Annotated in this window: 21 protein-coding genes; 19 read left to right on the top strand and 2 right to left on the bottom strand. The window is 60.0% G+C overall.

Features of this window, described 5'->3' with window-relative positions; translation table 11 throughout:
- Positions 1–18: 18 nt before the first annotated feature.
- From ACE3O2_RS11265 to ACE3O2_RS11175, 19 genes are all read left to right on the top strand, one after another.
- Positions 19–3,090: a PAS domain S-box protein gene (locus ACE3O2_RS11265; RefSeq protein WP_374337545.1), complete on the top strand. Its 3,072-nt coding sequence runs from the start codon at positions 19–21 to the stop codon at positions 3,088–3,090.
- Positions 3,087–5,342, top strand: coding sequence for an EAL domain-containing protein (locus ACE3O2_RS11260; RefSeq protein WP_374337543.1), 2,256 nt, complete (start codon positions 3,087–3,089; stop codon positions 5,340–5,342). Before ACE3O2_RS11265 ends, ACE3O2_RS11260 begins: the two co-directional genes overlap by 4 nt.
- 55 nt (positions 5,343–5,397) lie before the next feature.
- On the top strand, positions 5,398–5,886 hold the full coding sequence (locus ACE3O2_RS11255) for a GNAT family N-acetyltransferase (RefSeq protein ID WP_374337540.1): 489 nt from the start codon (positions 5,398–5,400) through the stop codon (positions 5,884–5,886).
- A 109-nt stretch (positions 5,887–5,995) separates the two neighbouring features.
- Positions 5,996–6,421: a nucleoside-diphosphate kinase gene (gene ndk / locus ACE3O2_RS11250; protein WP_168877080.1), complete on the top strand. Its 426-nt coding sequence runs from the start codon at positions 5,996–5,998 to the stop codon at positions 6,419–6,421.
- A 114-nt stretch (positions 6,422–6,535) separates the two neighbouring features.
- A complete protein-coding gene (gene rlmN / locus ACE3O2_RS11245; protein ID WP_168877079.1) occupies positions 6,536–7,624 on the top strand; it encodes a 23S rRNA (adenine(2503)-C(2))-methyltransferase RlmN in 1,089 nt (362 codons plus the stop codon).
- Between the two features lie 2 nt (positions 7,625–7,626).
- Entirely contained in the window at positions 7,627–8,373 is a 747-nt protein-coding gene (gene pilW, locus ACE3O2_RS11240; RefSeq protein ID WP_374338092.1) for a type IV pilus biogenesis/stability protein PilW, read from the top strand.
- A complete protein-coding gene (locus ACE3O2_RS11235; RefSeq protein ID WP_374337537.1) occupies positions 8,366–9,214 on the top strand; it encodes a helix-turn-helix domain-containing protein in 849 nt (282 codons plus the stop codon). Before pilW ends, ACE3O2_RS11235 begins: the two co-directional genes overlap by 8 nt.
- Before the next feature lie 28 nt (positions 9,215–9,242).
- Positions 9,243–10,514 carry a flavodoxin-dependent (E)-4-hydroxy-3-methylbut-2-enyl-diphosphate synthase gene (gene ispG / locus ACE3O2_RS11230; protein WP_168877076.1) on the top strand — a complete coding sequence of 424 codons (1,272 nt, stop codon included), beginning with the start codon at positions 9,243–9,245 and terminating at the stop codon, positions 10,512–10,514.
- Positions 10,515–10,566: 52 nt separating this feature from the next.
- A complete protein-coding gene (gene hisS / locus ACE3O2_RS11225; protein ID WP_374337535.1) occupies positions 10,567–11,859 on the top strand; it encodes a histidine--tRNA ligase in 1,293 nt (430 codons plus the stop codon).
- A 36-nt stretch (positions 11,860–11,895) separates the two neighbouring features.
- Complete coding sequence (locus ACE3O2_RS11220; RefSeq protein WP_374337533.1) at positions 11,896–12,534, top strand: YfgM family protein; 639 nt, start codon at positions 11,896–11,898, stop codon at positions 12,532–12,534.
- On the top strand, positions 12,534–13,658 hold the full coding sequence (gene bamB, locus ACE3O2_RS11215) for an outer membrane protein assembly factor BamB (protein ID WP_374337531.1): 1,125 nt from the start codon (positions 12,534–12,536) through the stop codon (positions 13,656–13,658). Before ACE3O2_RS11220 ends, bamB begins: the two co-directional genes overlap by 1 nt.
- Before the next feature lie 17 nt (positions 13,659–13,675).
- The gene (der, locus tag ACE3O2_RS11210) at positions 13,676–15,106 is read left to right on the top strand and encodes a ribosome biogenesis GTPase Der (RefSeq protein ID WP_168877072.1); all 1,431 of its coding nucleotides are present in this window, start codon (positions 13,676–13,678) and stop codon (positions 15,104–15,106) included.
- A 132-nt stretch (positions 15,107–15,238) separates the two neighbouring features.
- Positions 15,239–15,481, top strand: coding sequence for an RNA chaperone Hfq (hfq, locus tag ACE3O2_RS11205; protein WP_168877071.1), 243 nt, complete (start codon positions 15,239–15,241; stop codon positions 15,479–15,481).
- Positions 15,482–15,534: 53 nt separating this feature from the next.
- Complete coding sequence (gene hflX / locus ACE3O2_RS11200; protein ID WP_168877070.1) at positions 15,535–16,683, top strand: GTPase HflX; 1,149 nt, start codon at positions 15,535–15,537, stop codon at positions 16,681–16,683.
- 33 nt (positions 16,684–16,716) lie between these two features.
- Complete coding sequence (hflK, locus tag ACE3O2_RS11195) at positions 16,717–17,892, top strand: FtsH protease activity modulator HflK (RefSeq protein WP_374337528.1); 1,176 nt, start codon at positions 16,717–16,719, stop codon at positions 17,890–17,892.
- The gene (hflC, locus tag ACE3O2_RS11190) at positions 17,892–18,791 is read left to right on the top strand and encodes a protease modulator HflC (protein WP_374337526.1); all 900 of its coding nucleotides are present in this window, start codon (positions 17,892–17,894) and stop codon (positions 18,789–18,791) included. Before hflK ends, hflC begins: the two co-directional genes overlap by 1 nt.
- The gene (locus tag ACE3O2_RS11185) at positions 18,788–18,970 is read left to right on the top strand and encodes a DUF2065 domain-containing protein (RefSeq protein WP_374337524.1); all 183 of its coding nucleotides are present in this window, start codon (positions 18,788–18,790) and stop codon (positions 18,968–18,970) included. Before hflC ends, ACE3O2_RS11185 begins: the two co-directional genes overlap by 4 nt.
- Before the next feature lie 7 nt (positions 18,971–18,977).
- The gene (locus tag ACE3O2_RS11180) at positions 18,978–20,123 is read left to right on the top strand and encodes an ATP phosphoribosyltransferase regulatory subunit (protein ID WP_374337522.1); all 1,146 of its coding nucleotides are present in this window, start codon (positions 18,978–18,980) and stop codon (positions 20,121–20,123) included.
- Positions 20,124–20,196: 73 nt separating this feature from the next.
- Positions 20,197–21,492 carry an adenylosuccinate synthase gene (locus tag ACE3O2_RS11175; RefSeq protein ID WP_374337520.1) on the top strand — a complete coding sequence of 432 codons (1,296 nt, stop codon included), beginning with the start codon at positions 20,197–20,199 and terminating at the stop codon, positions 21,490–21,492.
- Between the two features lie 62 nt (positions 21,493–21,554).
- Here the strand turns inward: ACE3O2_RS11175 and trmB are convergent, their stop codons facing one another.
- Both trmB and rsgA read right to left on the bottom strand, forming a co-directional pair.
- Entirely contained in the window at positions 21,555–22,271 is a 717-nt protein-coding gene (trmB, locus tag ACE3O2_RS11170; RefSeq protein ID WP_374337518.1) for a tRNA (guanosine(46)-N7)-methyltransferase TrmB, read from the bottom strand.
- An 87-nt stretch (positions 22,272–22,358) separates the two neighbouring features.
- Positions 22,359–23,258, bottom strand: coding sequence for a ribosome small subunit-dependent GTPase A (gene rsgA, locus ACE3O2_RS11165; protein WP_374337515.1), 900 nt, complete (start codon positions 23,256–23,258; stop codon positions 22,359–22,361).

Here is a 23,258-nt window from a genome sequence, read left to right as displayed (position 1 = left end):
CGGTCCTGATCTTCTTTAATGAAGCGAGGACTGGAAAAGGTGAAGACGTTGGCTGACGCCTCCCTATACACCGGTGTTGTTGCGGTGACTGTAACCGCCATGCTGGCTCTGCTGGCGGGGTATGGGACGCATGCGCGCACGGCCTGGCTTGCCTGCCTGGCGCTGCTGCTGGAAGTTGCATTGCACCTGTGCCAGCTGCTGTGGTCCATGCAGTGGCCGGTTCTTGCCGCGTTTACCCACATCCTGGTGGCTTTGTCCTGGGCTGTGGTACTGGAGTCTTTATATCGCCCCCAGCGCCTGCGACTGGCCCTCTGGCAGTGGTGCGCCGGAGCGGCAATGGTCTTGCCCGTCCTGAAAGGCCTAGCCTTGCTGCGCGTGGCCGGCCTGTCAGGTTGGCCGGAGCTGTTGCCGGGGTTTGTCCTGCTGGTGTTTCTGCTGCTCCACCTGCAGAACATGCGGCGGGAACGCCACACCCTGCTCCTGATTTTTTATGTGGTGTACACCCTGAGCCTGTTGCTGCGTGTGATGGTCCCCGCGCTGCATGGGGTGTCTGAACTGGGGCCGGTGGTGCTTGCGCTGGCGCTGCTACAGCAGCAGACCCGTCTGAGTCGCGTGCAACTCGATCATGTCGAGGAAGAGGTGCAAGGGCTGGTCAAGACGCGAGCCATGATGGCGGAGCAGCTGGTTGAACGATTGCGCCAGCAGCAGCTGCGCTATGAGGCCTTACCGGTCATCCTGCATGTGGAGGATGGTGATCACCTGATTACCGCCGTCAGTAGTGTATGGCTCAGTACCCTCGGCTATGACCGGTCGGAGGTATTGAACAGCTCCGCTTTGCAGTATTGGCCTGAAGATGCCCGCCGCTACATGATGGACATAGGCTACCCACGCTTGCAAATCAGTGGCGTGTTGAGCGGGGTGGAGCTGAACATGCAGCAGCGGGATGGCTCGCTGCTGTCTGTGCTGGTCTCGGCGGTGCGGGAAGAGGAAGACGGACAGCCGCAGGTGGTGATGGTGGCAGTGGATATTACCGAGCGCAAAAAAGTGCAATCCGCGCTGGTTTCCAGCGAGCAGCGGTTTCGCCGGGTGTTTGATGTGGTGCCCAATGTGGCGGTGTTCGGCATCAATGCCAATCGGCAGTTGAATTACTGGAATGCGGCCTGCACCCGTATGTTTGGTTATGAGTCTGCTGAATCTCTGGGCAAACAGCTTGAACAGCTGTTACTGACGGCTGCAGATCGGCCGGCCTATATTGACCTGATACGTCGCACCCTGGCCTCAGGGGATGCACCCGCACCCCAGGAATGGCTGGTGCGGACCAAGGGGGGCGAGGGCATTGCGGTGTATGTTACCCAAGTGCCCATCCTTAACCGGCAGGGGGATCCGGAAATCTATGCGCTGGCGCTGGACGTCTCGGAGGTCAACCAGCTGCGCAATGAGCTGGCGCTGACCTCGCAGCGTTTCGCCGGCTTTGCGGAAGCGTCCATGTTTGGCGTGTTTGCCACCGATGCGCAAGGCTGCTTTGAGTTTGTCAACGCCCGTTACTGTGCCTTGACCGGCATGCTGCCAGGAGAGCTGCTGGGCAAGACTTGGCATGTGGTGCTGGAGCATGTGCATCCAGACGATGTGAACATTCTGCGCGACAACTGGTACTCGCTGCTGAGTCGTCAGCGGGAGGTGGTGTCCGAGCGGCGTTTTGTCCACCCGAATAACCGCATCATCTGGACCCGGGTGCACATCATTCCCACCATTGAGGATGGACGTAGCATTGGTGTGGTGGGCACCATGGAGGATGTCACCGAGCAGCGTGAAATTGAAATGGCATTGCGTGACAGCCAGGAGCGGTTCTCGCGGGTGTTTCACATGCTGCCGGATGTGATTTTCATTGTTGATTTGCAAGATGACCGGGTGGTGGATGTCAACGAACAATGGCTACCTACTACCGGCTATTCCCGAGACGACAGTGTCGGGGCGGTGGCGGGGCAGCTGGAGATCTGGCAGGAGCCCAGGCAATGGGTGGCCTTGCGCGAGGAGATGGAGCGTGCGGGCACGGTATCCCGCCAGGATCTGATGCTGCGTCGAGCCGATGGCCTCACCTTTGTTGGGGAGGTGACGTCCAGAATTGCGCAGGCGGTGGGGCAGCGTCTGATGATCATCATGGTGCGTGACGTCACCGAGTTGCGTGCCAATGAGCGCGCCGTGCGTGAATTGACGACGCGGCTGGAGGAGCGGGTGCGTGACCGTACCCGGGCACTGGAAAGCAGCAACCGTGATTTGGCCGAAACACTGAACACCCTGCAACTGGCGCAAGACGAACTGGTCAGGACGGAGAAGCTGGCAGCGCTGGGGGCCATGGTGGCGGGGGTGGCGCATGAGCTGAACACCCCGATTGGCAATAGCGTCACGGTGACCAGCACCTTGGTGGAGTTGACCCGAACCTTCATGCAGCAAATGGAGGGAGGCAGCATCAAAAAATCCACGTTGCAGTCGTATCTTGAGTCCAGCCAGACGGCGGGTGAGCTGTTGTTCCGCAACCTTGAGCAGGCGCGGGATTTGATCGCCAGTTTCAAGCAGGTGGCCGTGGATCAGACCAGCGCCAAACGCCGACAGTTCAGCTTGTTGCAAACACTGGAAGAGGTGCTGGCCATGCTGGCGACCAGCCTCAAGAAGACACCTTACCAGATTCAGCTTGAGGTTGATGCTGGTCTGAAGCTGGACAGCTTTCCGGGGCCGCTCGGCCAGATCATCACCAATCTGGTGAATAACGCGATATTGCACGGTTTTGAGGGGCGGCCCGCCGGCACCATCCTCATTCGCGGGCAGGTGTTGCGTGATGGCTGGGTGCAGCTGGTGGTGCAGGATGATGGGCGTGGCATTGCGCTAGAGCAACAGCGCCACATATTTGATCCCTTTTACACCACCAAGCTGGGACAGGGAGGAAGCGGCTTGGGCTTGCATATCGTCTATAGCATCGTCAACCGGATACTGGGTGGCAAGATCCGGGTGGAAAGCACGCCAGGGGCGGGTGCCACCTTCATCATGGAGCTGCCGATGGTAGCGCCGGAGCCAGAAACAGCGGGGGCAACATGATCCATCTCACGCGAAATGAAGGTGATGAGTGGCTGGACCTAGAGGACGAGGAGACGGCTGGGGTTGAGCACGTTGAAGCGGGTTGGCGGGTATTGATTGTGGATGATGAAGAGGATGTGCACCGCGCCACCACCTTTGCGCTGAAAGACCAAGTCATTCTGGGCAAACCCTTGACCTTCCTGCATGCGCACAGTTCAGCGGATGCCCGCCTGATCCTGTCCAGTGTGCCGGATATTGCGGTGATCCTGCTTGATGTGGTGATGGAGTCAGAGGACAGCGGGCTGCGCTTTGTGCGCGTGATTCGTGAAGAGCTGATGATGACTGAAACCCGCATCATCCTGCGGACAGGGCAGCCAGGGTATGCGCCGGAACTTGCCGCCATCCGCGACTATGACATCAACGATTACAAAACCAAATCCGAGCTGACCCTGACCCGACTGGTCACCACGCTGACCACGGCCATACGCTGTTTTGAGCAGATTCGCATGATCTCCAACAGCCGTCGGGGCCTGAACCTGATTGTTCGCTCGGCGGCCGATCTGTTTGCGCGACGGGCGCTGGAGGCTTTCTCTGAAGGGGTGCTGACCCAGCTGTCTGCCTTGCTGGGCTTGCGGCCAGACGGCCTGATCTGTGCCCAGAACGGCTCACCGCTGGAGCCTACGCAGCGTGAGGACTGGTATATCGTCGGTGCCGCTGGCCAATATGGTCACCTGATTAACCAGCGCCTGAGCACCATGCCCAACCCTGCGGTGCTGGATGCCATTCATCGTGCCGTGATGGCGCAAGGCAATCTGTATGAGCCGCATTGCACTGTGCTGTACCTCAAAGGGGTATCAGACCGCGAAGCAGTGGTTTACCTGGCCAGCAATCAACACCTGACCGATGACGATCGTCAGTTGATTGAAGTGTTTTGTGCCAACATTTCAATCGGCTTCGAGAATGTGACCCTGTTTCAGAAGCTGAATGCGGTGGCCTACACCGACCCGTTGACCGGGCTGGCCAATCGGGCGCGCTTCATTGCGCTGCTGGATGAGGCATTGGAGGGTGAGCAACGCCCCAGCCACTGTGTGGCGCTGATGGACATTGACCACTTTTCAGAGATCAATGATGCCTTGGGTCATGCCAATGGTGATCTGCTGCTCAAGGCCATTGGGCAACGGCTGAAGGAGACCTTTGGCGACGCTGTGCTGATTGCGCGGGTAGGGGCTGACACCTTTGGCCTGCTTTGTCCTAGCGGAGCGCTGGACCCGCAGCGCATCATTGATCTATTTAACAGTCCGTTTGCCGTCAACGCCTACTTCCTGCGGATCAAGGTCAGCGTGGGGCTGGCGCAGTTGTCGGAGACAACGGGTGGCGGCATCGGGGCGCTGAAGGATGTCAATATTGCGCTCAATCGCGCCAAGCAGGATCAGCGGGGCCGCTTTGTCTGGTATGCGCAGGCAATGGCATCGGAGACCCGCCAGCGCCTCACCATGCTGCATGACTTGCGCGCAGTGATCGAAGGGCAGGGCATGCAGTTGTATTACCAGCCCCAGATTGAGTTGAGCAGCGGACAGGTCATCGGGGTGGAGGCACTGTTACGCTGGCAGCTGCCCAATGGGCAGTTTGTACCGCCAGACCGCTTCATCCCGTTGGCAGAGTATTCCGGCCTGATCATCGACCTGGGGGAATGGGTATTTCGCACCGCCTGCCTGCAGCAGTTGGAATGGCAGCAACTTGGGGTGGGGGCCTTGCGCATGGCCGTCAATGTGTCGCTGTCCCAGTTCCGTCATCAGGGCTTTGTCTCCATGGTGAAGCGTGCACTGACCGAGCTGGGGGTATCGCCCGACATGATCGAGCTGGAGGTGACTGAGTCGATGGCCATGCACCGGATCGACGAAGTGCGCACCGTGTTGCGCCAATTAACGGCGCTGGGCATCACGGTGGCCATAGATGACTTTGGAACCGGCTTCTCTTCACTGAGCTATTTGCAGCGACTGGACGTGAACCGGTTGAAGATTGATCGCGCTTTTGTCAACGACCTGGGGCGCCAGTCCGAGCGTGCCTCCATTCCGGAGATGATCGTCAAGCTGGGGCAAAGCCTTAATCTGAAAGTCATCGCCGAGGGGGTGGAAACGCCCGAGCAGGCCGACCATTTGCGTGAACTGGGCTGCGACGAGGTGCAGGGCTATCTGTATGCCAAGCCCATGCCGGCGGATGACTTCGTGCGCTGGTTTCTCATGCTGCCGGAAGGGCGGGTCAAACAGGCTTAGCCCATGATGGCATGGTTCCTGCTGCTCAGGGTTTTTCGGCAAAGTGGAGTGAGTCATGCAGCTGGAGGCAGGCTGGTTGGTGGAGCGGGTGGCATCTGCAGATATTCCCGCCGTGTATCGCTTGATACAGGCGGCGTTCCTGCCCTACGTCGGGGTTCTGCCAAGCCGTCCGACTGCGCTGGACATGGATGAAGCAAGCTTGCACGCCAGTTTGCAGCGCCCCGGCGGCACCCTTTTGGTGCGTGCTGGCCAGGAGGCGATTGCAACCGGGGCCTGGGTCATGATCGATGGTCGGGCATGGCTCAAGCGCATTGCAGTGCACCCTGACCAACAGGGTACGGGGGTGGGGCGATGCCTGGTGAGGGCGCTGGAGCAGCAGGCCATGGCTGCGGGCGTACGGCATCTGCAACTGGGGACGCGACGTCGACTGCCGGGCAACCTGGTTTTTTACGCCCGGCTGGGGTACTCGGAATGTGGGCGTGAGCCTTATCCCGCCGGTGTTGATGATGAGGTGGTGTGGATGGACAAAACCTTGCGGCCTTGATGGCGTGCATGTCATGCGCAGGAGATGAATGTCTGGTATACTCGGCGATTAACTTTGATCCGCTCGCTATGTGTGGGCTTTTGAATCTGAACTGTCGCTGGAGTATCTCATGGCTATCGAACGTACCCTGTCCATCATCAAGCCGGACGCTGTTGCCAAGAACGTGATCGGTGAAATCTACAGCCGCTTTGAAAAAGCAGGCCTGAAGGTGGTGGCTGCGCGCATGGCGCATCTGTCCCGTGCGGAAGCCGAAGGGTTCTACGCTGTGCACAAAGAGCGCCCCTTCTTCAAGGATCTGGTGGACTTCATGGTATCCGGCCCGGTGATGATCCAGGCGCTGGAAGGTGAAGGCGCAATCGCCAAGAACCGCGAACTGATGGGCGCAACCGACCCGAAGAAGGCCGAGAAGGGCACCATCCGTGCTGACTTTGCGGACAGCATCGATGCCAACGCGGTGCACGGCTCTGACGCTGTGGAAACCGCTGCAGTGGAAATCGCTTACTTCTTCCCGCAATCGAGCGTGTTCAGCCGCTAAGCGAACCGTTCTCCGGGTAAAGGGCGTCGACTGCTAGGCAGGGTCGACGCCATCGTTTTTTATGGCGCGGCCTGCTGATGCAGGGTGAGGCTGCGAGGTGTCAGTGAGGTGAGCATGACCAATTTGCTGGATTTTGATTTGCCGGGCATGACCGCCTTTCTGGTGGAGCAGGGCGAAAAGCCTTTCCGCGCCAAACAATTGCTGCGCTGGATTCACCGGTTTGGCGAGTCGGATTTCGAGAACATGTCCGACATTGCCAAAGCGACACGGGAAAAGCTGGCGCGCCATTGTGAGATCACGCCACCTACGCTGGTGGCTGAGCAGCAGTCAGAAGATGGTACTCGCAAGTGGGCGCTGAATGTGGGTACGGCCGGTGCCATCGAAACTGTCTTCATTCCGGAAGATGATCGTGGCACCCTGTGTGTCTCTTCCCAGGTGGGCTGTGCGCTGGAATGTACCTTCTGCTCCACCGGGCGGCAGGGTTTCAACCGCAACCTGTCGGTGGCCGAGATCATAGGCCAGCTGTGGTGGGCCAATCGTTCCCTCGGGCATGACCCCAAAGGGGAGCGCATCATTTCCAATGTGGTGATGATGGGGATGGGGGAGCCACTGGCCAATTACGACAATGTCGTGACTGCCATGCGCCTGATGCTGGATGACCACGCATATGGTCTGTCCCGCCGTAGAGTTACCTTGTCGACCTCGGGTATTGTACCCGCCATGGATCGCTTGCGTGAGGATTGTCCGGTGGCGCTGGCGGTCAGCCTGCATGCGCCGAACGATACCTTGCGTGACGAAATCGTGCCCATTAACCAGAAGTACCCGCTGCGGGAACTGATGGCTGCCTGTCTGCGCTATCTGGAAAAAGCGCCACGCGATTTCGTGACGTTTGAGTATGTGATGCTGGACGGTGTCAATGATACTGACCGTCATGTGCAAGAGTTGCTGGCGCTGGTCCGGGATGTGCCGTGCAAGTTCAACCTGATTCCCTTCAACCCTTTCCCCAACTCAGGCTACCGCCGCTCTCGCAGTGAGCAGATTCGCCGTTTCCGTGATACTCTGATCGCCGCTGGTTATGTGGTAACGGTGCGCAAGACCCGCGGCGATGATATCGACGCCGCCTGCGGGCAGCTTGCAGGACAAGTGCATGACAAGACGCGCCGTCAGATCAAATGGCAGAAGCTGAGCGAGGAGTCACGGTGAATATGTGGCGTAAAGCGTGCGGGGTAATGTTGGTATTGATGGCGGGCATGGCGGTGGCGGAGGATGATCCACCGGCCTTGAAGGACCAGCGTGCCCGGGTACATGCCGAGCTGGCATTCTCATACCTGCAGATCAACAACCTCAATGCGGCGCTGGAAGAGGCTGAAACCGCCAAGAACGCCTACCCCGAAATTTCAGTGGGCTACCACGCGCTGGGCGTGGTGTACATGGCGCTGGATGAGCCGGAGCTGGCTGAGCGCAACTTCAATCAGGCGCTGAAACTGGAGCCCAAGAACTCCGAGTACAACAATAATTACGGCTGGTTTGTCTGCCAGCGCAATCCGGCCAAATCGCTGGATTACATGCTGATGGCGGCGCGCGATCCGCTATATAAATTCCCGGATCTCGCCTATTACCGAGCCGGGGTGTGTGCACGAAAAGCGGGCGATTTGGCTGCGGCGGATGCCCACTTCCTGCGTGCCCTTAAGCGTAACCCCGAGATGATTCCGGCGATGTATGAGTTGGCGCAGCTGCGCTATCTGAGCAAGGATTTCGACACGGTGTCCGAGTTGCTGCAGAAAATGCAGGAGGCCAATATACAGGCCCCCGAGCTGCTGTGGCTGGCGGCCCGCACCTATCGGCAGATGGGGCGGCAGGATGCGGTAGACAGCACTTCGGCACAGCTGCAGAAATTGTTCCCGAAGTCGCGTGAGGCCGAGCTGCTGCGGCGGGGAGCCTGGGATGAGTGAGGCGATACCAGAAGCCGGAGGCATCATCAGCCCTGCCGCATTGGGGCAGCATCTACGGCAAGTCCGAGAGTCACAAGGCCGTTCGCTGGAAGAGGTGAGCCAGCAGCTGAAGTTTTCGGTAAGCCAGTTGCGGGCGCTGGAAGAGGGGCAGCTGGATGGCTTCTCCAGTCCGGTCATCCTGCGGGGGGCGCTAAAGAATTATGCGCGCCTGCTTGATCTGGACATGGACGCACTAATGGTTCAGCTTGATGTGCTGATTCCCGCAACGGTACCGCGTTCAAGTAGCCCCATTCGCGCTACCCCCGTTGAGGTGCGCAATCGCTCACGCTTCCCGGTTGGGCGAGCTTTGTTCACCGTGCTGATTGCAGGCGGTCTGGGCGCTGCGGGTTGGTGGGGCTGGCAGCATCAGCAGCAGCTGCAACAGTGGTGGGCGAGTTTGCGCCAGCCTGCCGCCAGTGTGCCAGCGGCCAGCGGCGTGGATCTGGAGGTCATTCTGCCTGCTGCCAGTGAGGGCGAGCCCTTGGTGGGTGCCGCCGCGCCCCTGGACGTCAGTGCCAGCGGCGTATCGGCTTCCGCGCCGCTTGATGGTGGCACGCAATTGGTATTGCTGACGGAAGAGGCGGCCTGGATCGAAGTGTTTGATGGCAAGGGTGGCAAGCTGTATTCCCAGCTGACCCCGCCGCATCAGACGATCACCTTGAGTGGTACGCCGCCGCTCAAGCTCAAGGTCGGCAATGCCGGTCACGTCAAGCTGGAGTACAATGGCCAGCCAATCGACCTGCAGCCCTATGTGCAGGCCAATGTGGCGCGGTTGACGCTGCCCCAGGCCAGCTCCGAATGATCCTGTCTGTAGAAAACAGTTTTAGAACATGACGTCCATGAGTATGCCCCGCCGCCCAACCCGGCAAGTCCGCATTGGCCATGTCCTGGTCGGTGGCGATGCCCCGGTCATGGTGCAGTCGATGACCAATACCGATACGGCCGATGTCGCCGCAACGGTGGCGCAGGTTCATGCGCTGTGGAAGGCCGGCTCGGAGGTCGTCCGCATTACTGTCAACTCAGCCGAAGCTGCTGCTGCAGTGCCGTTGATCCGCCGTGAGCTGGATGCCATGGGGTGCCCGGCGCCGCTGGTGGGTGATTTCCATTTCAATGGTCATCGCTTGTTGCGCGACCATCCGGCGTGTGCCGAGGCGCTGGCCAAGTTCCGCATCAATCCGGGCAATGTCGGGCGCGGTAGCAAACGTGATGAGCAGTTCGCCTTCATGATCCGTACTGCCGTCGAGTACAACAAGCCGGTGCGTATTGGCGTCAACTGGGGCAGCCTGGATCAGGAACTGGCCGCCCGCATGATGGATGAAAATGCCCGCCGGGAGACTCCCCTGTCGCCTGACGCCGTGATGCGCGAAGCCTTGATTGTTTCTGCGCTTGAATCTGCGGCCAAGGCCGAGGAATTGGGCTTGTCGGGCGACATGATTACCTTGTCCTGCAAGGTCAGCCATGTGCAGGATTTGATCGCGGTGTACCGTGAGCTCTCCCGGCGCTGTGATTATCCCTTGCACCTAGGCTTGACCGAGGCCGGCATGGGCAGCAAAGGCATTGTGGCGTCTACGGCCGCCCTGGCTGTGCTGCTGCAAGAGGGGATCGGTGATACCATACGCATTTCCCTGACGCCGGAGCCGGGTGGCGACCGCACCCGTGAGGTGGTGGTGGCGCAGGAGATTCTGCAAACCATGGGCCTGCGTTCGTTCACGCCGCTGGTGACGGCCTGTCCGGGTTGCGGTCGTACGACCAGTACCTTTTTCCAGGAGCTGGCCAGCAAGATCCAGCAGTACCTGCGCGATCAGATGCCGGTATGGCGTCTGGCATATCCCGGTGTTGAAGACATGTCGGTGGCGGTGATGGGCTGTGTGGTGAACGGCCCGGGCGAATCCCGGCTAGCGGATATTGGCATCTCCTTGCCGGGGACGGGTGAAGTACCGGTCTGCCCGGTCTATGTGGATGGCGAGAAGACGGTCACCCTGAAAGGCGAAGGTATTGCCGAAGCCTTCCAGCAGATTGTAGAAGAATATGTGCGCACCCGTTACTGTGAGGGTGGCGCCAAGCGACGTAGCAGCAAGACCATTCCCATTCACGCGGTGTAAGCCTGCTTGCACCCCTGTTCAACCTCATTCAACCAGAATCCTGTTTCGAGTCATGGCCAAAACCCTGCAAGCCGTTAAAGGTATGAACGATATCCTGCCGGTCGCCAAAGCGGCGCCGGAATTCCAGTCCGCCCGTTGGGAGGCGCTGGAAACGGTGTTGCGCGAGTGGCTGCACGCCTATGGCTACCGTAATATCCGGACCCCGATTGTGGAGCCGACCGAACTGTTTGTGCGCTCCATCGGTGAGGTAACGGACATTGTCGAAAAGGAAATGTACACCTTCACCGACCAGCTCAATGGCGACAGCCTGACGCTGCGACCGGAAGGCACCGCCTCGTGCCTGCGCGCGGTGCTGGAGCACAATCTGCTGTACGACAGCCCGCAGCGGCTGTGGTATGCCGGGCCGATGTTCCGCCATGAGCGGCCACAGCGCGGCCGTTACCGCCAGTTCCACCAGGTCGGTGTCGAGGCGCTGGGCTACGCTGGGCCGGATATGGATGCCGAGCAGATCATCATGCTGGCGGACCTGTGGCAGCGGCTGGGCCTGACCGGCATGCGCCTGCAGCTCAATACGTTGGGCGAGAAGGCCAGCCGCGCGGCACACCGTGAGAAACTGATTGCCTATCTGGAAGCCCATCAGGATGTGCTGGACGAAGAAGCCAAGCGGCGGATGTACAGCAATCCACTGCGGGTGCTGGACACCAAGAATCCGGCCATGCAAGCCATGGTGGAAGCCGCGCCCAAACTGATTGAGTTTCTGGACGATGCCTCGCTGGCCCACTTCGACGGATTGCAGGCCCGCCTCAAGGCAGCGGGTGTCGATTATGAGATTACGCCGCGTCTGGTGCGCGGGCTGGACTATTACAACCTGACCGTATTCGAGTGGGTGACGGATCACCTGGGTGCACAGTCTACCGTCTGCGGAGGTGGGCGCTACGACGCGCTGATCGAGCAGATGGGCGGCAAGCCGAACACGGCAACCGGCTGGGGCATGGGTCTGGAGCGCCTGCTACTGATCCTGGAATCGCAGCAGCGGCCGTTGCCGGTGCAGGCTTTGGATGCCTATCTGGTGCATCAGGGCGAGGCCGCCACGGCACTGGCCTGGAACGTCGCCATGCAGCTGCGGTCTGAGGGGTGCTCGGTACAGCAACATATGGGCGGCGGTAGCTTCAAGTCCCAAATGAAGAAGGCAGATCAGGCCGGTGCCCGCTTTGCCCTGATCATCGGCGATGAAGAAGCGGCGGCCGGGCAGGTCACCGTGAAAGACCTCCGTGAGGGTGGCGAACAACAACGGGTGGCGGTGACTGCAGTGGCTGCCCTTTTGCGTAGTAACGCACACGACTGAACATCAAAGAAATACCGATAAGGCTGGAGTGAAGGCATGGCAGCTTACGATTTGCAAGAGCAGGAACAGATAGATGCCCTCAAGGCGTGGTGGGCAGACAACGGCAAACTGGTTATTACCCTGGTGGTAGTGGCCCTGCTGGCCCTGGGCGGCTATAAAGGCTGGCAGTATTGGCAGAATCAGCAGGCAGAAGCTGCGGATACCCGCTTTGAGGCGGTGCAGCAGGCACTGCAGTCGGGCAAGGTCAAGCAGGCGCGTGCTGAGCTGGCACAGCTGCAAAAGGAGTCCGCGCAGTCCGCCTTTACCTCTCGTGCAGCCCTGCTGACGGCACGTGCTGCATTTGAGGCGGGTGATACCAAGACGGCGCTGGCGGACCTGAAGTGGGTGGCTGAGCACGCCGAGGAGGCGCCGGTGAAAGACATGGCCCAGTTGCGCATGGCCACTGTCTATCTGGATACCAAGCAGTATGATCTGGGTCTGTCCGCGCTGGCCAGCATCAAGGGCGAGGGCTTGCAGGCTTCTGCGCTGAGCCTGAAAGGGGACTTGCTGGTGGCCATGAACAAGCGCAAGGAAGCCCGGCTGGCCTACCAGCAAGCGCTGGAGCGGGCCAAGTCGGATGAGCAATTGAAGGCCCGTCTGGAAATGCAAATCGATGCACTGGGAGACGTGAAATAATGGCTGTTACCACCCGTATCCTGTTGGCTGCTGCGGCAACTGCTGCGCTGGGCGGCTGCTCATTGTGGACGTCTGGCGAAAAGGCCAATCCGCCGACACCGTTGACCGAGTTTGCACCTTCCGCGAGTCTGGATGTGCGTTTTCAGAGTCAGGTCGGTTCGGCGGGTGATTTCTGGTTCAGTCCGGATGAAACGCAAGGTCATGCATTTGCGGCTGGGACCGACGGTTTGATCCGGCAGGTGGACGGGGGGAGCGCCATCAGCACGGGAAAGACCCTGTCTGCCGGGGTGGGCGCAGGTGGCGGCAAGGTGGTGGTGGTTAGCAGCCGTGGTGAGCTGATGGCGTATGAAGCCAATGGCCGCCCGGCATGGCAAACCCCTGTTGGCAGCGAAGTATTGGCCGCGCCGCTGGTGGGTGAGACCACCGTACTGGTGCGTACGGGCGATGGCAAGCTGACGGGCTATGATCTGGGTAATGGTGCACGCAAATGGCAGATCAGCCGTAACCAGCCTGCGCTGGCCTTGCGTGGCTATAGTGCTGGCACCCTGGATCAGGATACGGCGTATGTAGGGCTGGGGGGTGGCAAGCTGCTGGCCATTGACCTGACGCGCGGCACGATTCTGTGGGAAGCCACTGTCGCGCTGCCACGTGGTGCTACCGAGCTGGAGCGTGTGACCGATGTGGTGGGCGCGCCCGCCGTGTATGGTCAACAAGTGTGTGCCGTGGCCTATCAAGGCAAGGTGGCCTGCTTCGATGCGCGTAATGGACAGCAACAGTGGTCACGCGATATCAGCAGTGAGCGTGGCCTCAGCATGGATGCACGCAATGTGTACGTGACCGACAGCAACGGCTCGATTGTGGCGTTTGATCGGCGTAACGGTGCCAGCGCCTGGAAACAGGACCGCTTGCGCTACCGTGCTGTCAGCGGCCCGGCTTCGCTGGGGCGGTTTGTGCTGGTGGCTGATGGCCTGGGCGTGCTGCATGCCTTGAGTGCAGATGATGGCCATCTGGTAGCACGGCGACAGCTGGATGGCAGCGCGGTGGTGGCTCAGCCGCGTGTGATGAATGAAACGGTGCTGGTGCAAACCAGCAACGGCAGTGTTTACGGCATCAGCTTGCGCTGAGGCCAGCAGGAATAAGCATGAAACCCACGTTGGTACTGGTTGGACGGCCGAATGTCGGCAAGTCGACCCTGTTTAACCGCTTGACCAAGTCACGTGATGCCTTGGTGGCGGATTTCCCCGGCCTGACGCGTGACCGTCACTATGGTCATGGCAAGGTCGGCAGCAAGGATTATCTGGTGGTCGACACCGGTGGTTTTGAGCCGGTGGTGAAAGAGGGCATCCTGCACGAGATGGCCCGCCAGACCCTGCAAGCGGTAGATGAAGCCGATGTGGTGCTGTTTCTGGTCGACGCCCGCCAGGGCCTGGCCCCGCAAGACAAGCAAATTGCGGATCAGCTGCGCAAGACCGGGCGCAAGGTGTGGCTGGCCGTCAACAAGGCCGAAGGCATGCGGCGCGATGTCGTTACCGCTGAGTTTTTTGAACTTGGTCTGGGCGACCCGCTGGCGATTTCTGCCGCCCATGGTGATGGTCTGCGTGAATTGATCGATCTGGTGCTGGCCGATTTCCCGCCCGCAGCGGAGGAGGAAGACAGCCAGCATCCCAAGATCGCCATCATCGGGCGCCCCAATGTGGGTAAATCCACGCTGGTGAACAGCATCCTGGGTGAAGAGCGGGTGATCGCGTTTGATGCGCCGGGTACCACCCGTGACAGCATCTATATTGATTTCGAGCGCGAAGGCAAGCCTTACACCATCATCGACACGGCGGGTGTGCGCCGTCGCGGCAAGGTAACCGAGGCGATCGAGAAGTTCTCGGTGATCAAGACGCTGCAGGCGGTGGAAGACGCCAATGTGGCGGTGCTGGTACTCGATGCCAAGCTGGAGATTTCCGATCAGGATGCCAGCCTGGCCGGCTTTATTCTGGAAAGTGGCCGTGCGCTGGTCATTGCCATCAACAAGTGGGATAACCTGCCGCTTGAGCAGCGCGAGATGATCAAGCGCGAAGTTGAGCGCAAATTGAACTTTTTGAGCTTTGCCAAGCTCCACTTCATATCGGCACTGCAGGGTGATGGTGTGGGGGGCTTGTTCAAGTCCATCGACAAAGCGTACAGCTCGGCGATGGTCAAGCTCAGTACTCCGCAACTGATCCGTGCCTTGCAACTGGCGACCGAAAAACAGGCGCCGCCGCGCGCCGGCATGTTCCGCCCGAAAATGCGTTATGCGCATCAGGGCGGCAGCAATCCGCCGGTAGTGGTGGTGCATGGTACGTCGCTGGAGCATGTGCCGGACAGCTATTGGCGATATCTGGAGCACAGCTTCGTCAAGATGTTCCAGCTGGAAGGGACGCCGTTGCGGGTGCAATTCAAGCGGGGCGACAACCCGTTTGCGCCGAAGGAAGCCCCGATCCCGGGGCGAGCCAGCAGCAAACCGGGTGCACGCCGCAAGCCAGTGAGCGCGCCGACACCCCGCAAGCCGCGTGGCGCACCGCGAGGTGGCAAGAAGTCTTGACCGGAGGCCGGGCTGGCTGTATGGCCGGTTGGTATTTTCCGGTGAAATCCATTACAGTGAACCATATGCTGGCCCCCGCCCTCTCCGTGGAGAGGGCATTATAAGAACCTACCATGATCGGAGAAGGCTGCAATGAGTGCCAAAGGGCAAATCCTACAAGACCCGTTTTTGAACATCCTGCGCAAGGAACATGTTCCGGTTTCCATTTACCTGGTAAATGGCATCAAGCTGCAAGGGCAAATCGAGTCGTTTGATCAATACGTGGTGCTGCTGCGCAATACGGTGACCCAGATGGTGTACAAACACGCCATCTCTACGGTTGTGCCCGCCCGCCCTGTATCCATTCCGTTCGAGCAACCCGCTGCGGATGCCTGATGTTTTGACGCCGGGGGGATTCTCCCCCGGCACTGCCTGCAAGAGTCCCTCTGGTGTTTGACCGTCCTGATGCTGGCGATCGTGCCGTGCTGGTGGCGCTGGATTTTGGCGACCCCGATTTTCTGGAAAGTTTTGCCGAGTTGCGCGAACTGGCCCGCAGTGCCGGGATCGATACCCTGCATGAGGTGACCGGGCGTCGTGACCGGCCTGATCCCGCCTTGTTTGCTGGTAGCGGCAAGGTGGAGGAAATCGCCACAGTGGCGCGTGCAGTCGAAGCGTCGGTGGTGATCTTCAATCATCAGCTTTCTCCCGCGCAGGAGCGTAATCTGGAGCGGGCTTTGCAATGCCGGGTCATTGATCGCACTAGCCTGATTCTCGACATTTTTGCCCAGCGTGCGCAGAGCTTTGAGGGGAAACTGCAGGTGGAGCTGGCGCAGCTGGACCATCTCTCCACGCGCTTGGTGCGTGGCTGGACTCACCTTGAGCGGCAAAAGGGTGGTATTGGCTTGCGTGGCCCGGGTGAAACCCAGCTGGAAACCGACCGTCGCCTGATCGGCAAGCGGGTCAAGCTGTTGCGTGAGCGTCTGGCCAAGGCGCAGAAACAGCGCAGTGTGCAGCGGCGTTCTCGCCACCGTGGTGGTGTGTTCTCGGTGTCCATTGTCGGCTATACCAATGCGGGCAAGTCCACGCTGTTTAACCGGCTGACCAACGCCCGTGCTTATGCCGCGGATCAACTGTTCGCCACGCTCGATACCACCAGTCGCAAAGTGTTTCTGGGTGAAAACGAGTCGGTGGTGTTGTCTGATACCGTCGGGTTCATCCGGCAATTGCCGCACAGCCTGGTGGCCGCCTTCCGCGCCACGCTGGAAGAAACCGTGCACGCCGATCTGCTGCTGCATGTGGTGGACAGCAGCCATCCGCTGCGTGATCAGCACATTATTGAAGTCAACAAGGTCTTGCGCGAGATCGGTGCGGAACAGATTCCGCAAATTCTGGTCTTTAACAAGGTTGACCTGCGGCCCGGCCAGTTGGCCGGGGTTGAGCGGGACGATTATGGTAAAATCAGCGCGGTTCGCGTCAGTGCCTTGACCGGCGCGGGGCTGGATGCCCTGCGTGAAGTGTTGCGTGAGGTGCAGGTGGGTAGCGTTGAGGTGGCGATGCCGGATGCCGTAGGCCCGGACTGGTCGCCACTGGATGGTTGAACTGGTTCCTTTGACCTGGAAGCAAGGAAGACGATGAGCGACTCCCAATGGGGTAACCGTGGACAAAATGGTCCGCCGGATCTGGATGAATTGTTCCGCCGCCTGAACGCCCGGATTGCCGGGATGTTTGGCGGTGGCAAAGGCGCTGGCCCGGGCGGCAATGGCTCGGGCAATGCCGGTGCTGCTGGCGGTGCAGGCCTAATCATCGGCGTACTGGCCACGCTGTGGCTGGCGTCAGGCTTTTATGTGGTGGACGCCCGCGAGCGTGGCGTGGTGTTGCGCTTTGGCAAATACCATGAGCTGACCCGTGAAGGTTTGAACTGGCACCTGCCGTTCCCGATGGAAACGGTAGAGAAGGTGAACCTGACCGAAGTGCGCAGCGTGGAAATTGGTTACAAAGGGGATACCAAGAACAAGGCGCCTGAAGAGGCGCAAATGGTGACCCAGGACCAGAACATCATTGATGTGCAATTGTCGATTCAGTACGACATTGAAGACCCGGTCAAATTCAAGTTCCAGAACATGATGGACGGCAACCGCAGCGAGAGCGAAGTGGTCAAGCAAGTGGGTGAAGCTGCCATTCGCGAAGTGGTGGGGCGTAACAAGGTGGATGCGGTGCTGAACGAAGGCCGCCTGCGTATCGCCGCCGACGTCAAGGCCACGGTGCAGGAAGTGCTGAAGCGCTATCAGACCGGTATCCGCATTACGCAGGTCAACATCAGCAATGTACAGGCACCGCAGCAGGTGCTGGATGCGTTTGATGACGCCACCAAAGCAGTGCAGGACCGCGAACAGCGCAAGAGCCTGGGCGAGGCCTATCGCAGCAAGGTGGTGCCAGAAGCCGAGGGTGAAGCCGCCAAGCTGCTGGCAGAAGCCAAGGGTGACCGCGATGCAGTGATCGACCGTGCCAAGGGTGATGTGGCCCGCTTCATGCGCGTGCTGCCAGAGTATGCCAAGGCTCCCGCCGTGACGCGTCAGCGTCTGTATCTGGACATGATGCAGCAGGTGCTCAGCAACACCAGCAAGGTGCTGGTGGATCAACGTAACGGTGGTCAAATGCTTTACCTGCCGCTCGACAAGATGATGAACACCGCCACGGCTCCGGCTGCCACGCCGGTTGAGCCTGCGCGGACAGTGGTGACCCCTGCTGCGCCTGCACAGGATGCCGCACGCTCGGATGCCGGCCAACCACTGCGGGAGGGGCGCTGATGAACCGCGTATTAAGTACCCTGTTCATGCTGCTGCTGGTCATCTGGGCAGCTTATCTGAGCATGTTCACCGTGGATCAGCGCCAGTACGCGCTGGTGTTCCAGTTTGGTGAAATCGTCAAGACGGTCAAGGAGCCGGGGATCAATTTCAAGATCCCGTTCATGCAATCGGTGCGTTTCTTCGAGCGCCGGGTGCAGACCATTGATGCCGAGGCACCGGACCCCTACAACACCAAGGAAAAGAAGAACCTGCTGGTGGACAGCTTCATCAAATGGCAGGTGGCGGATGCCGGTCAGTACTACCGTGCAACCGGTGGCGATACGGCTGTCGCGGAGAACCGCATCAAGCAGATTGTCAACAGTCGCTTGCGCGACGAGATTGGTAACCTGACGGTGGCCGATGTCATTACCGGCAAACGCGATGAGGTGATGGCTAACGTTCGCACCAAGGTGAATGCGGAGACCAGTGGCTTGGGTGTGAAGGTGCTGGACGTGCGCCTGAAGCGGGTGGATTTCCCGGATAACATCAGTGGCTCGGTGTATGAGCGCATGAAGGCTGAGCGTCGTCAAGTGGCCAATGGTCAGCGTGCGATGGGTACCAAGGAAGAAACCAGCATCAAGGCCGAGGCTGATCGGCAAAGCAAGGTGATCCTGGCGGAAGCCTACCGCAAGGCCGAAGAGCTGCGCGGTGAGGGCGATGCTGAAGCGGCGCGCATCTACGCTGAAGCTTTCAGCCAGAATCCGGAGTTTTACGCCTTCTACAAGAGCATGCAGGCGTACCAGAGCAGCTTCAACAAGAAATCGGATGTACTGGTGCTGGATCCGTCCTCGGACTTTTTCAAGTACATGAAGAGCCCGGGCGGTGGCAGCGCAGCACCGGCCAAACCTGTCGGCAAGTGAGCCGGTTTCCATGGCAGGAGTCGCTGGCGCTCCTGCTGATCTATGAAGGTCTGCTACCCTTGCTGCTACCGCAGCAATGGCGGCAGACCTTGTTGCGTGTGTTGCAATACCGCGATGGCCAGTTGCGGTTCTTTGGCCTGCTGGCGGTGCTGGCAGGTGTGATCCTCCTGTGGTTCTGAGTTCATCATGACGCAATTGTGGCTGTTGCCCGAATACATTGAAGACGTGCTGCCGGAAGCTGCCTGGCAGATTGAAGCCTCCCGCACGGCGGTGCTGTCGCTGCTTCGCAGCCATGGCTACGATTTGGTCATCCCGCCGCATATCGAATATCTGGAGTCTTTGACGGGCGGTGTCAGCGACGACCTCGACCTGAAAACCTTCAAGCTGGTGGATCAACTGTCTGGCCGCATGCTGGGCCTGCGGGCGGACATGACGCCGCAGGTGGCGCGGATTGATGCGCACTTGCTGAACCGTGAGGGCATTACCCGGCTGTGCTACGCCGGTCATGTGGTGCATACCCGCCCGAACGGTCATCTGTCGAGCCGCGAGCCCCTGCAGCTGGGGGCTGAGCTGTACGGCAGCACGTCGCACGAAGCGGATGTCGAGGTGATCGGTCTGGCGGTAGAAGCGCTGAAGGTGCTGGGTGTGCCACAAGTGCAGGTAGACTTGGGGCATGTCGGGATTTTTCGCACCTTGTGCCGGGCGGCGGGGGTGTCTGGCCTAGCGCAGGACGATTTGTTTGCGGCCTTGCAGCTGAAAGACCAGCCGACCATCGAGCGCCTGACGGCAGACTGGCCTGCTGATCTGCAAAGCGGGATGCGGGCCTTGCCCACCCTGTTTGGTGATGTGGCTGTGTTGCAGGCCGCTGCCGAGCGCTTGCCTGCACTGCCGGACATCCAGCAGGGTCTGGCCAGCCTGGGCACACTGGCAGACGTGCTGCAACAGCAGGGCATAAATGTCTCGATTGAGCTGGGCGAGCTGCGCACCGGCAAATACCATAATGGGCTGGTGTTCTCCATCTTTGCCGATGGCTGGCCGAACCCGGTTGCCCGCGGTGGCCGCTACGACAATATGGGACAAATGTTTGGCCGCGCACGTCCTGCCACTGGCTTTAGCCTCGACTTGCGCGATATACTACGCGGTTTGCCGTGCGGGAAATTGCCGCGCAGCATCCTGGCACCGCAGCAGATGGACGCGGCGTTGCAGGATACGGTGGCGCAATTGCGTGCGCAGGGCGAAGTGGTAATCCGCGATCTGGGTGAAGGAGCGCCGGTTACCAGCCATCAGCTATGCCTGCAGGACGGGCAGTGGCTGGTGTTGCCGCGCGCCTGAACCGCGCACGGCATCTATACTGTCTGGATACACCCGCGAAATCGCGGCATACCGAGTGTCGAGGAACTGAACAATGGCTCGTAATGTAGTGGTGATTGGCACCCAATGGGGTGATGAAGGCAAGGGCAAGATCGTCGATTGGCTGACCGATCATGCTCAAGGCGTGGTGCGCTTCCAGGGCGGCCACAATGCCGGTCACACGCTGGTCATCGGTGGCCAGAAAACCGTGCTGCACCTGATCCCGAGCGGCATCCTGCGCGAAGGCGTGGCCTGCTATATCGGCAACGGTGTGGTGCTGTCGCCCAAGGCGCTGCTGGATGAAATCGACAAGCTGGAAAATGCGGGCGTGGCAGTGGCCTCGCGCCTGCGTATTTCGGAAGCTTGCCCGCTGATCCTGCCGTACCACAGTGCAGTGGATCAGGCTCGCGAAGCCGCCAAGGGTGAGGCCAAAATTGGCACCACCGGTCGCGGTATCGGCCCGGCTTATGAGGACAAAGTGGCGCGCCGTGCCATTCGCCTGCAGGACCTTTTTTACCGCGAGCGCTTTGCGGCCAAACTGGGTGAAGTGCTGGACTACCACAACTTCGCGCTCAAGCATTACTACAAGGTCGATACCGTCGATTTCCAGAAGGTACTGGACGAATCGCTGGCCTTTGCCGACCGCATCAAGCCGATGGTGGCCGACGTATCGCGTGAATTGTACGAGCTGGCCCAGGCTGGCAAGCCTATCCTGTTTGAAGGCGCGCAAGGCTCGCTGCTGGACGTGGACCACGGCACTTACCCGTTCGTGACTTCGTCCAACTGCATCGCCGGTGCCGCTTCGCCGGGTGCTGGTGTCGGCCCGCAAATGCTGCAGTATGTGCTTGGTATTACCAAGGCGTACACCACCCGCGTCGGCTCGGGTCCGTTCCCGACCGAGCTATTCGACGATACCGGTGCTTATCTGGCCAAGCGTGGCAACGAATTCGGTGCCACCACCGGTCGTGCCCGCCGTTGCGGCTGGTTCGATGCGGCTGCGCTGAAGCGTTCCATTCAGCTCAATGGTGTATCTGGCTTGTGCGTGACCAAGCTGGACGTAATGGACGGCATGGAAACTATCCAGCTGTGCATTGGCTACGAAATGAATGGTGTGCGCTACGACATTCTGCCGTTTGGCGCCGAGCTGGTGGCAGACTGCAAGCCGGTGTTTGAAGACATGCCGGGCTGGAAGGAAAGCACGGTCGGCGTGAAGCGCTACGAAGACCTGCCTGCCAATGCCCGCGCTTATCTGGAGCGTATTGGCCAGGTATGTGGCGCGCCAATCGACCTGATCTCGACCGGTCCGGATCGTGATGAAACCATCGTGATGCGTCACCCGTTCACGCACTAAGCCGCGTGTGATGCCCATGAAAAAACCCGCCATTTGGCGGGTTTTTTCATGGGGCTGTGAATTCAGCGTTTGCGGAACAGCAGGTCCCACACGCCGTGACCCAGCCGCAGGCCGCGCTGCTCAAACTTGGTGAGCGGACGCCATTCCGGGCGCGGCGCATAGCCTTCAGCCGTATTGTACAGCGAGGGTTCCGCACTCAAGACTTCCAGCATCTGCACGGCATACTCTTCCCAGTCGGTTGCGCAATGCAGATAGCCATCCTTGTCCAGGTAGCGGCACAGGTTGGCCACAAAGGCAGGCTGGATCAGCCGACGCTTGTTGTGGCGCTTCTTGTGCCACGGGTCCGGAAAGTAGATGTGTACGCCGGCCAGGCTGCCAAGCGGGATCATGTCGCGCAGCACTTCCACGGCGTCATGCTGGATCAGCCGCAGGTTATGTAACTGCTGCTCGCCAATCAGCTTCAGCAAGTTGCCGACGCCGGGCGGGTGGATTTCCACGCCGATGTAGTTGTTTTCCGGGTGGCGAGCGGCGATGTCGGCGGTGGCGCCACCCATGCCGAAACCGATCTCAAGGATGGTGGGGGCCTCCCGCTCAAACAGGGCTGTGAAATCGAGCGCGGACTCGGTGTAAGCGACGCCAAAACGGGGCCACAGGGTATCCAGCGCGCGCTGCTGAGCTTCGGTGACCCGGCCTGCACGGCGGACATAGCTGCGGATATGGCCATGTGCTTCGGCGGCTGTCGGGTCGCGTTGCAGATTGGCGTGTCGGGGATCAGTCATGATGGTTGCTGCAAAGGAAAAACGGTATTTTACCCGCGCTTGCGGCTGGCAGCCAAACCGATTGGCGACGGGCAGCCTCTGCTGGGGCTAACGGCTGTTTTCCCGCTCGGCCAGCAACTCGCGATAAAACGCCAGGCGCGCCGTATCAATCTCACCGTTCTCTGCTGCTGTGGCGACTGCGCAACCGGGCTCGACCCGATGCCAGCAATTGTTGAAGCGGCATTGTCCCAGATGGGGGCGAAACTCCGGAAAGCATTCCGCTAGCTGACGTGCCTCGATCTGGTGCAGGCCAAATACCTGCATGCCGGGGGAGTCGATCAAACGGCTCTGCACGTCCAGATGGTACAGGGTGGCATAGGTGGTGGTGTGCTTGCCAGAATTGAGGGCGGTGGAAATATCGCCGGTACGAGCGCTGGCCTCAGGCAGCAGTGCATTGACCAAGGTGGATTTGCCCATGCCGCTCTGGCCGACCAGCACACTGGTCTGGCCTTGCAACAGGGCGCGTAGAGGTTGAGCATCCTGCCTGGCGGAGAGCACCACCAGGCGGTAACCCAGTTGTTCGTAGCGGGCAAGCCGCTGCTGCAGTGCGGCACTTTCCGGCAGGTCGGCCTTGTTCAGTAGCAGGATACATGGAATGCCTGCGGCTTCACTGGCGACCAGACAACGATTGAGCATGGCCTCGTGGCAGGCGGGAACCGCCGCCGTAACCACGATGATCTGACTGACATTGGCCGCAATGGACTTGATGCGCCATTCGTCCTGCCGGTAGAGCAGGCTGTGGCGTGGGTCGATATCCTCAATTACCCCTTCGCCGGGGCTGCTGATACGTACCTGCACCTGATCGCCGCAGACCACGTCGGTTTTTTTGCCCCGGGTTACGCAGCTAAGGATGCCGTTTTCCGTCTCTACCGAATAGCGACGGCCAAAGCTCTGGATGACGAGGCCAGTCTGTGTACCTGTTTGCAGCGTGCTGGAGCGTTTTGCCAT

The organism is Leeia sp., assembly GCF_041909055.1.
Taxonomy (GTDB): Bacteria; Pseudomonadota; Gammaproteobacteria; order Burkholderiales; family Leeiaceae; genus Leeia; species Leeia aquatica.
The sequence above is the reverse complement of the archived record's forward strand: the minus strand, read 5'-3'. Positions and strand labels throughout refer to the sequence as shown.

What these genes read in the sequence shown, in the direction of transcription:
- ACE3O2_RS11265 (WP_374337545.1), top strand. Translation starts at nt 19, where the DNA reads ATGAAGCGAGGACTGGAAAAGGTGAAGACGTTGGCTGACGCCTCCCTA.
- ACE3O2_RS11260 (WP_374337543.1), top strand. Translation starts at nt 3,087, where the DNA reads ATGATCCATCTCACGCGAAATGAAGGTGATGAGTGGCTGGACCTAGAG.
- ACE3O2_RS11255 (WP_374337540.1), top strand. Translation starts at nt 5,398, where the DNA reads ATGCAGCTGGAGGCAGGCTGGTTGGTGGAGCGGGTGGCATCTGCAGAT.
- ndk (WP_168877080.1), top strand. Translation starts at nt 5,996, where the DNA reads ATGGCTATCGAACGTACCCTGTCCATCATCAAGCCGGACGCTGTTGCC.
- rlmN (WP_168877079.1), top strand. Translation starts at nt 6,536, where the DNA reads ATGACCAATTTGCTGGATTTTGATTTGCCGGGCATGACCGCCTTTCTG.
- pilW (WP_374338092.1), top strand. Translation starts at nt 7,627, where the DNA reads ATGTGGCGTAAAGCGTGCGGGGTAATGTTGGTATTGATGGCGGGCATG.
- ACE3O2_RS11235 (WP_374337537.1), top strand. Translation starts at nt 8,366, where the DNA reads ATGAGTGAGGCGATACCAGAAGCCGGAGGCATCATCAGCCCTGCCGCA.
- ispG (WP_168877076.1), top strand. Translation starts at nt 9,243, where the DNA reads ATGACGTCCATGAGTATGCCCCGCCGCCCAACCCGGCAAGTCCGCATT.
- hisS (WP_374337535.1), top strand. Translation starts at nt 10,567, where the DNA reads ATGGCCAAAACCCTGCAAGCCGTTAAAGGTATGAACGATATCCTGCCG.
- ACE3O2_RS11220 (WP_374337533.1), top strand. Translation starts at nt 11,896, where the DNA reads ATGGCAGCTTACGATTTGCAAGAGCAGGAACAGATAGATGCCCTCAAG.
- bamB (WP_374337531.1), top strand. Translation starts at nt 12,534, where the DNA reads ATGGCTGTTACCACCCGTATCCTGTTGGCTGCTGCGGCAACTGCTGCG.
- der (WP_168877072.1), top strand. Translation starts at nt 13,676, where the DNA reads ATGAAACCCACGTTGGTACTGGTTGGACGGCCGAATGTCGGCAAGTCG.
- hfq (WP_168877071.1), top strand. Translation starts at nt 15,239, where the DNA reads ATGAGTGCCAAAGGGCAAATCCTACAAGACCCGTTTTTGAACATCCTG.
- hflK (WP_374337528.1), top strand. Translation starts at nt 16,717, where the DNA reads ATGAGCGACTCCCAATGGGGTAACCGTGGACAAAATGGTCCGCCGGAT.
- hflC (WP_374337526.1), top strand. Translation starts at nt 17,892, where the DNA reads ATGAACCGCGTATTAAGTACCCTGTTCATGCTGCTGCTGGTCATCTGG.
- ACE3O2_RS11180 (WP_374337522.1), top strand. Translation starts at nt 18,978, where the DNA reads ATGACGCAATTGTGGCTGTTGCCCGAATACATTGAAGACGTGCTGCCG.
- ACE3O2_RS11175 (WP_374337520.1), top strand. Translation starts at nt 20,197, where the DNA reads ATGGCTCGTAATGTAGTGGTGATTGGCACCCAATGGGGTGATGAAGGC.
- trmB (WP_374337518.1), bottom strand. Translation starts at nt 22,271, where the DNA reads ATGACTGATCCCCGACACGCCAATCTGCAACGCGACCCGACAGCCGCC.
- rsgA (WP_374337515.1), bottom strand. Translation starts at nt 23,258, where the DNA reads ATGGCAAAACGCTCCAGCACGCTGCAAACAGGTACACAGACTGGCCTC.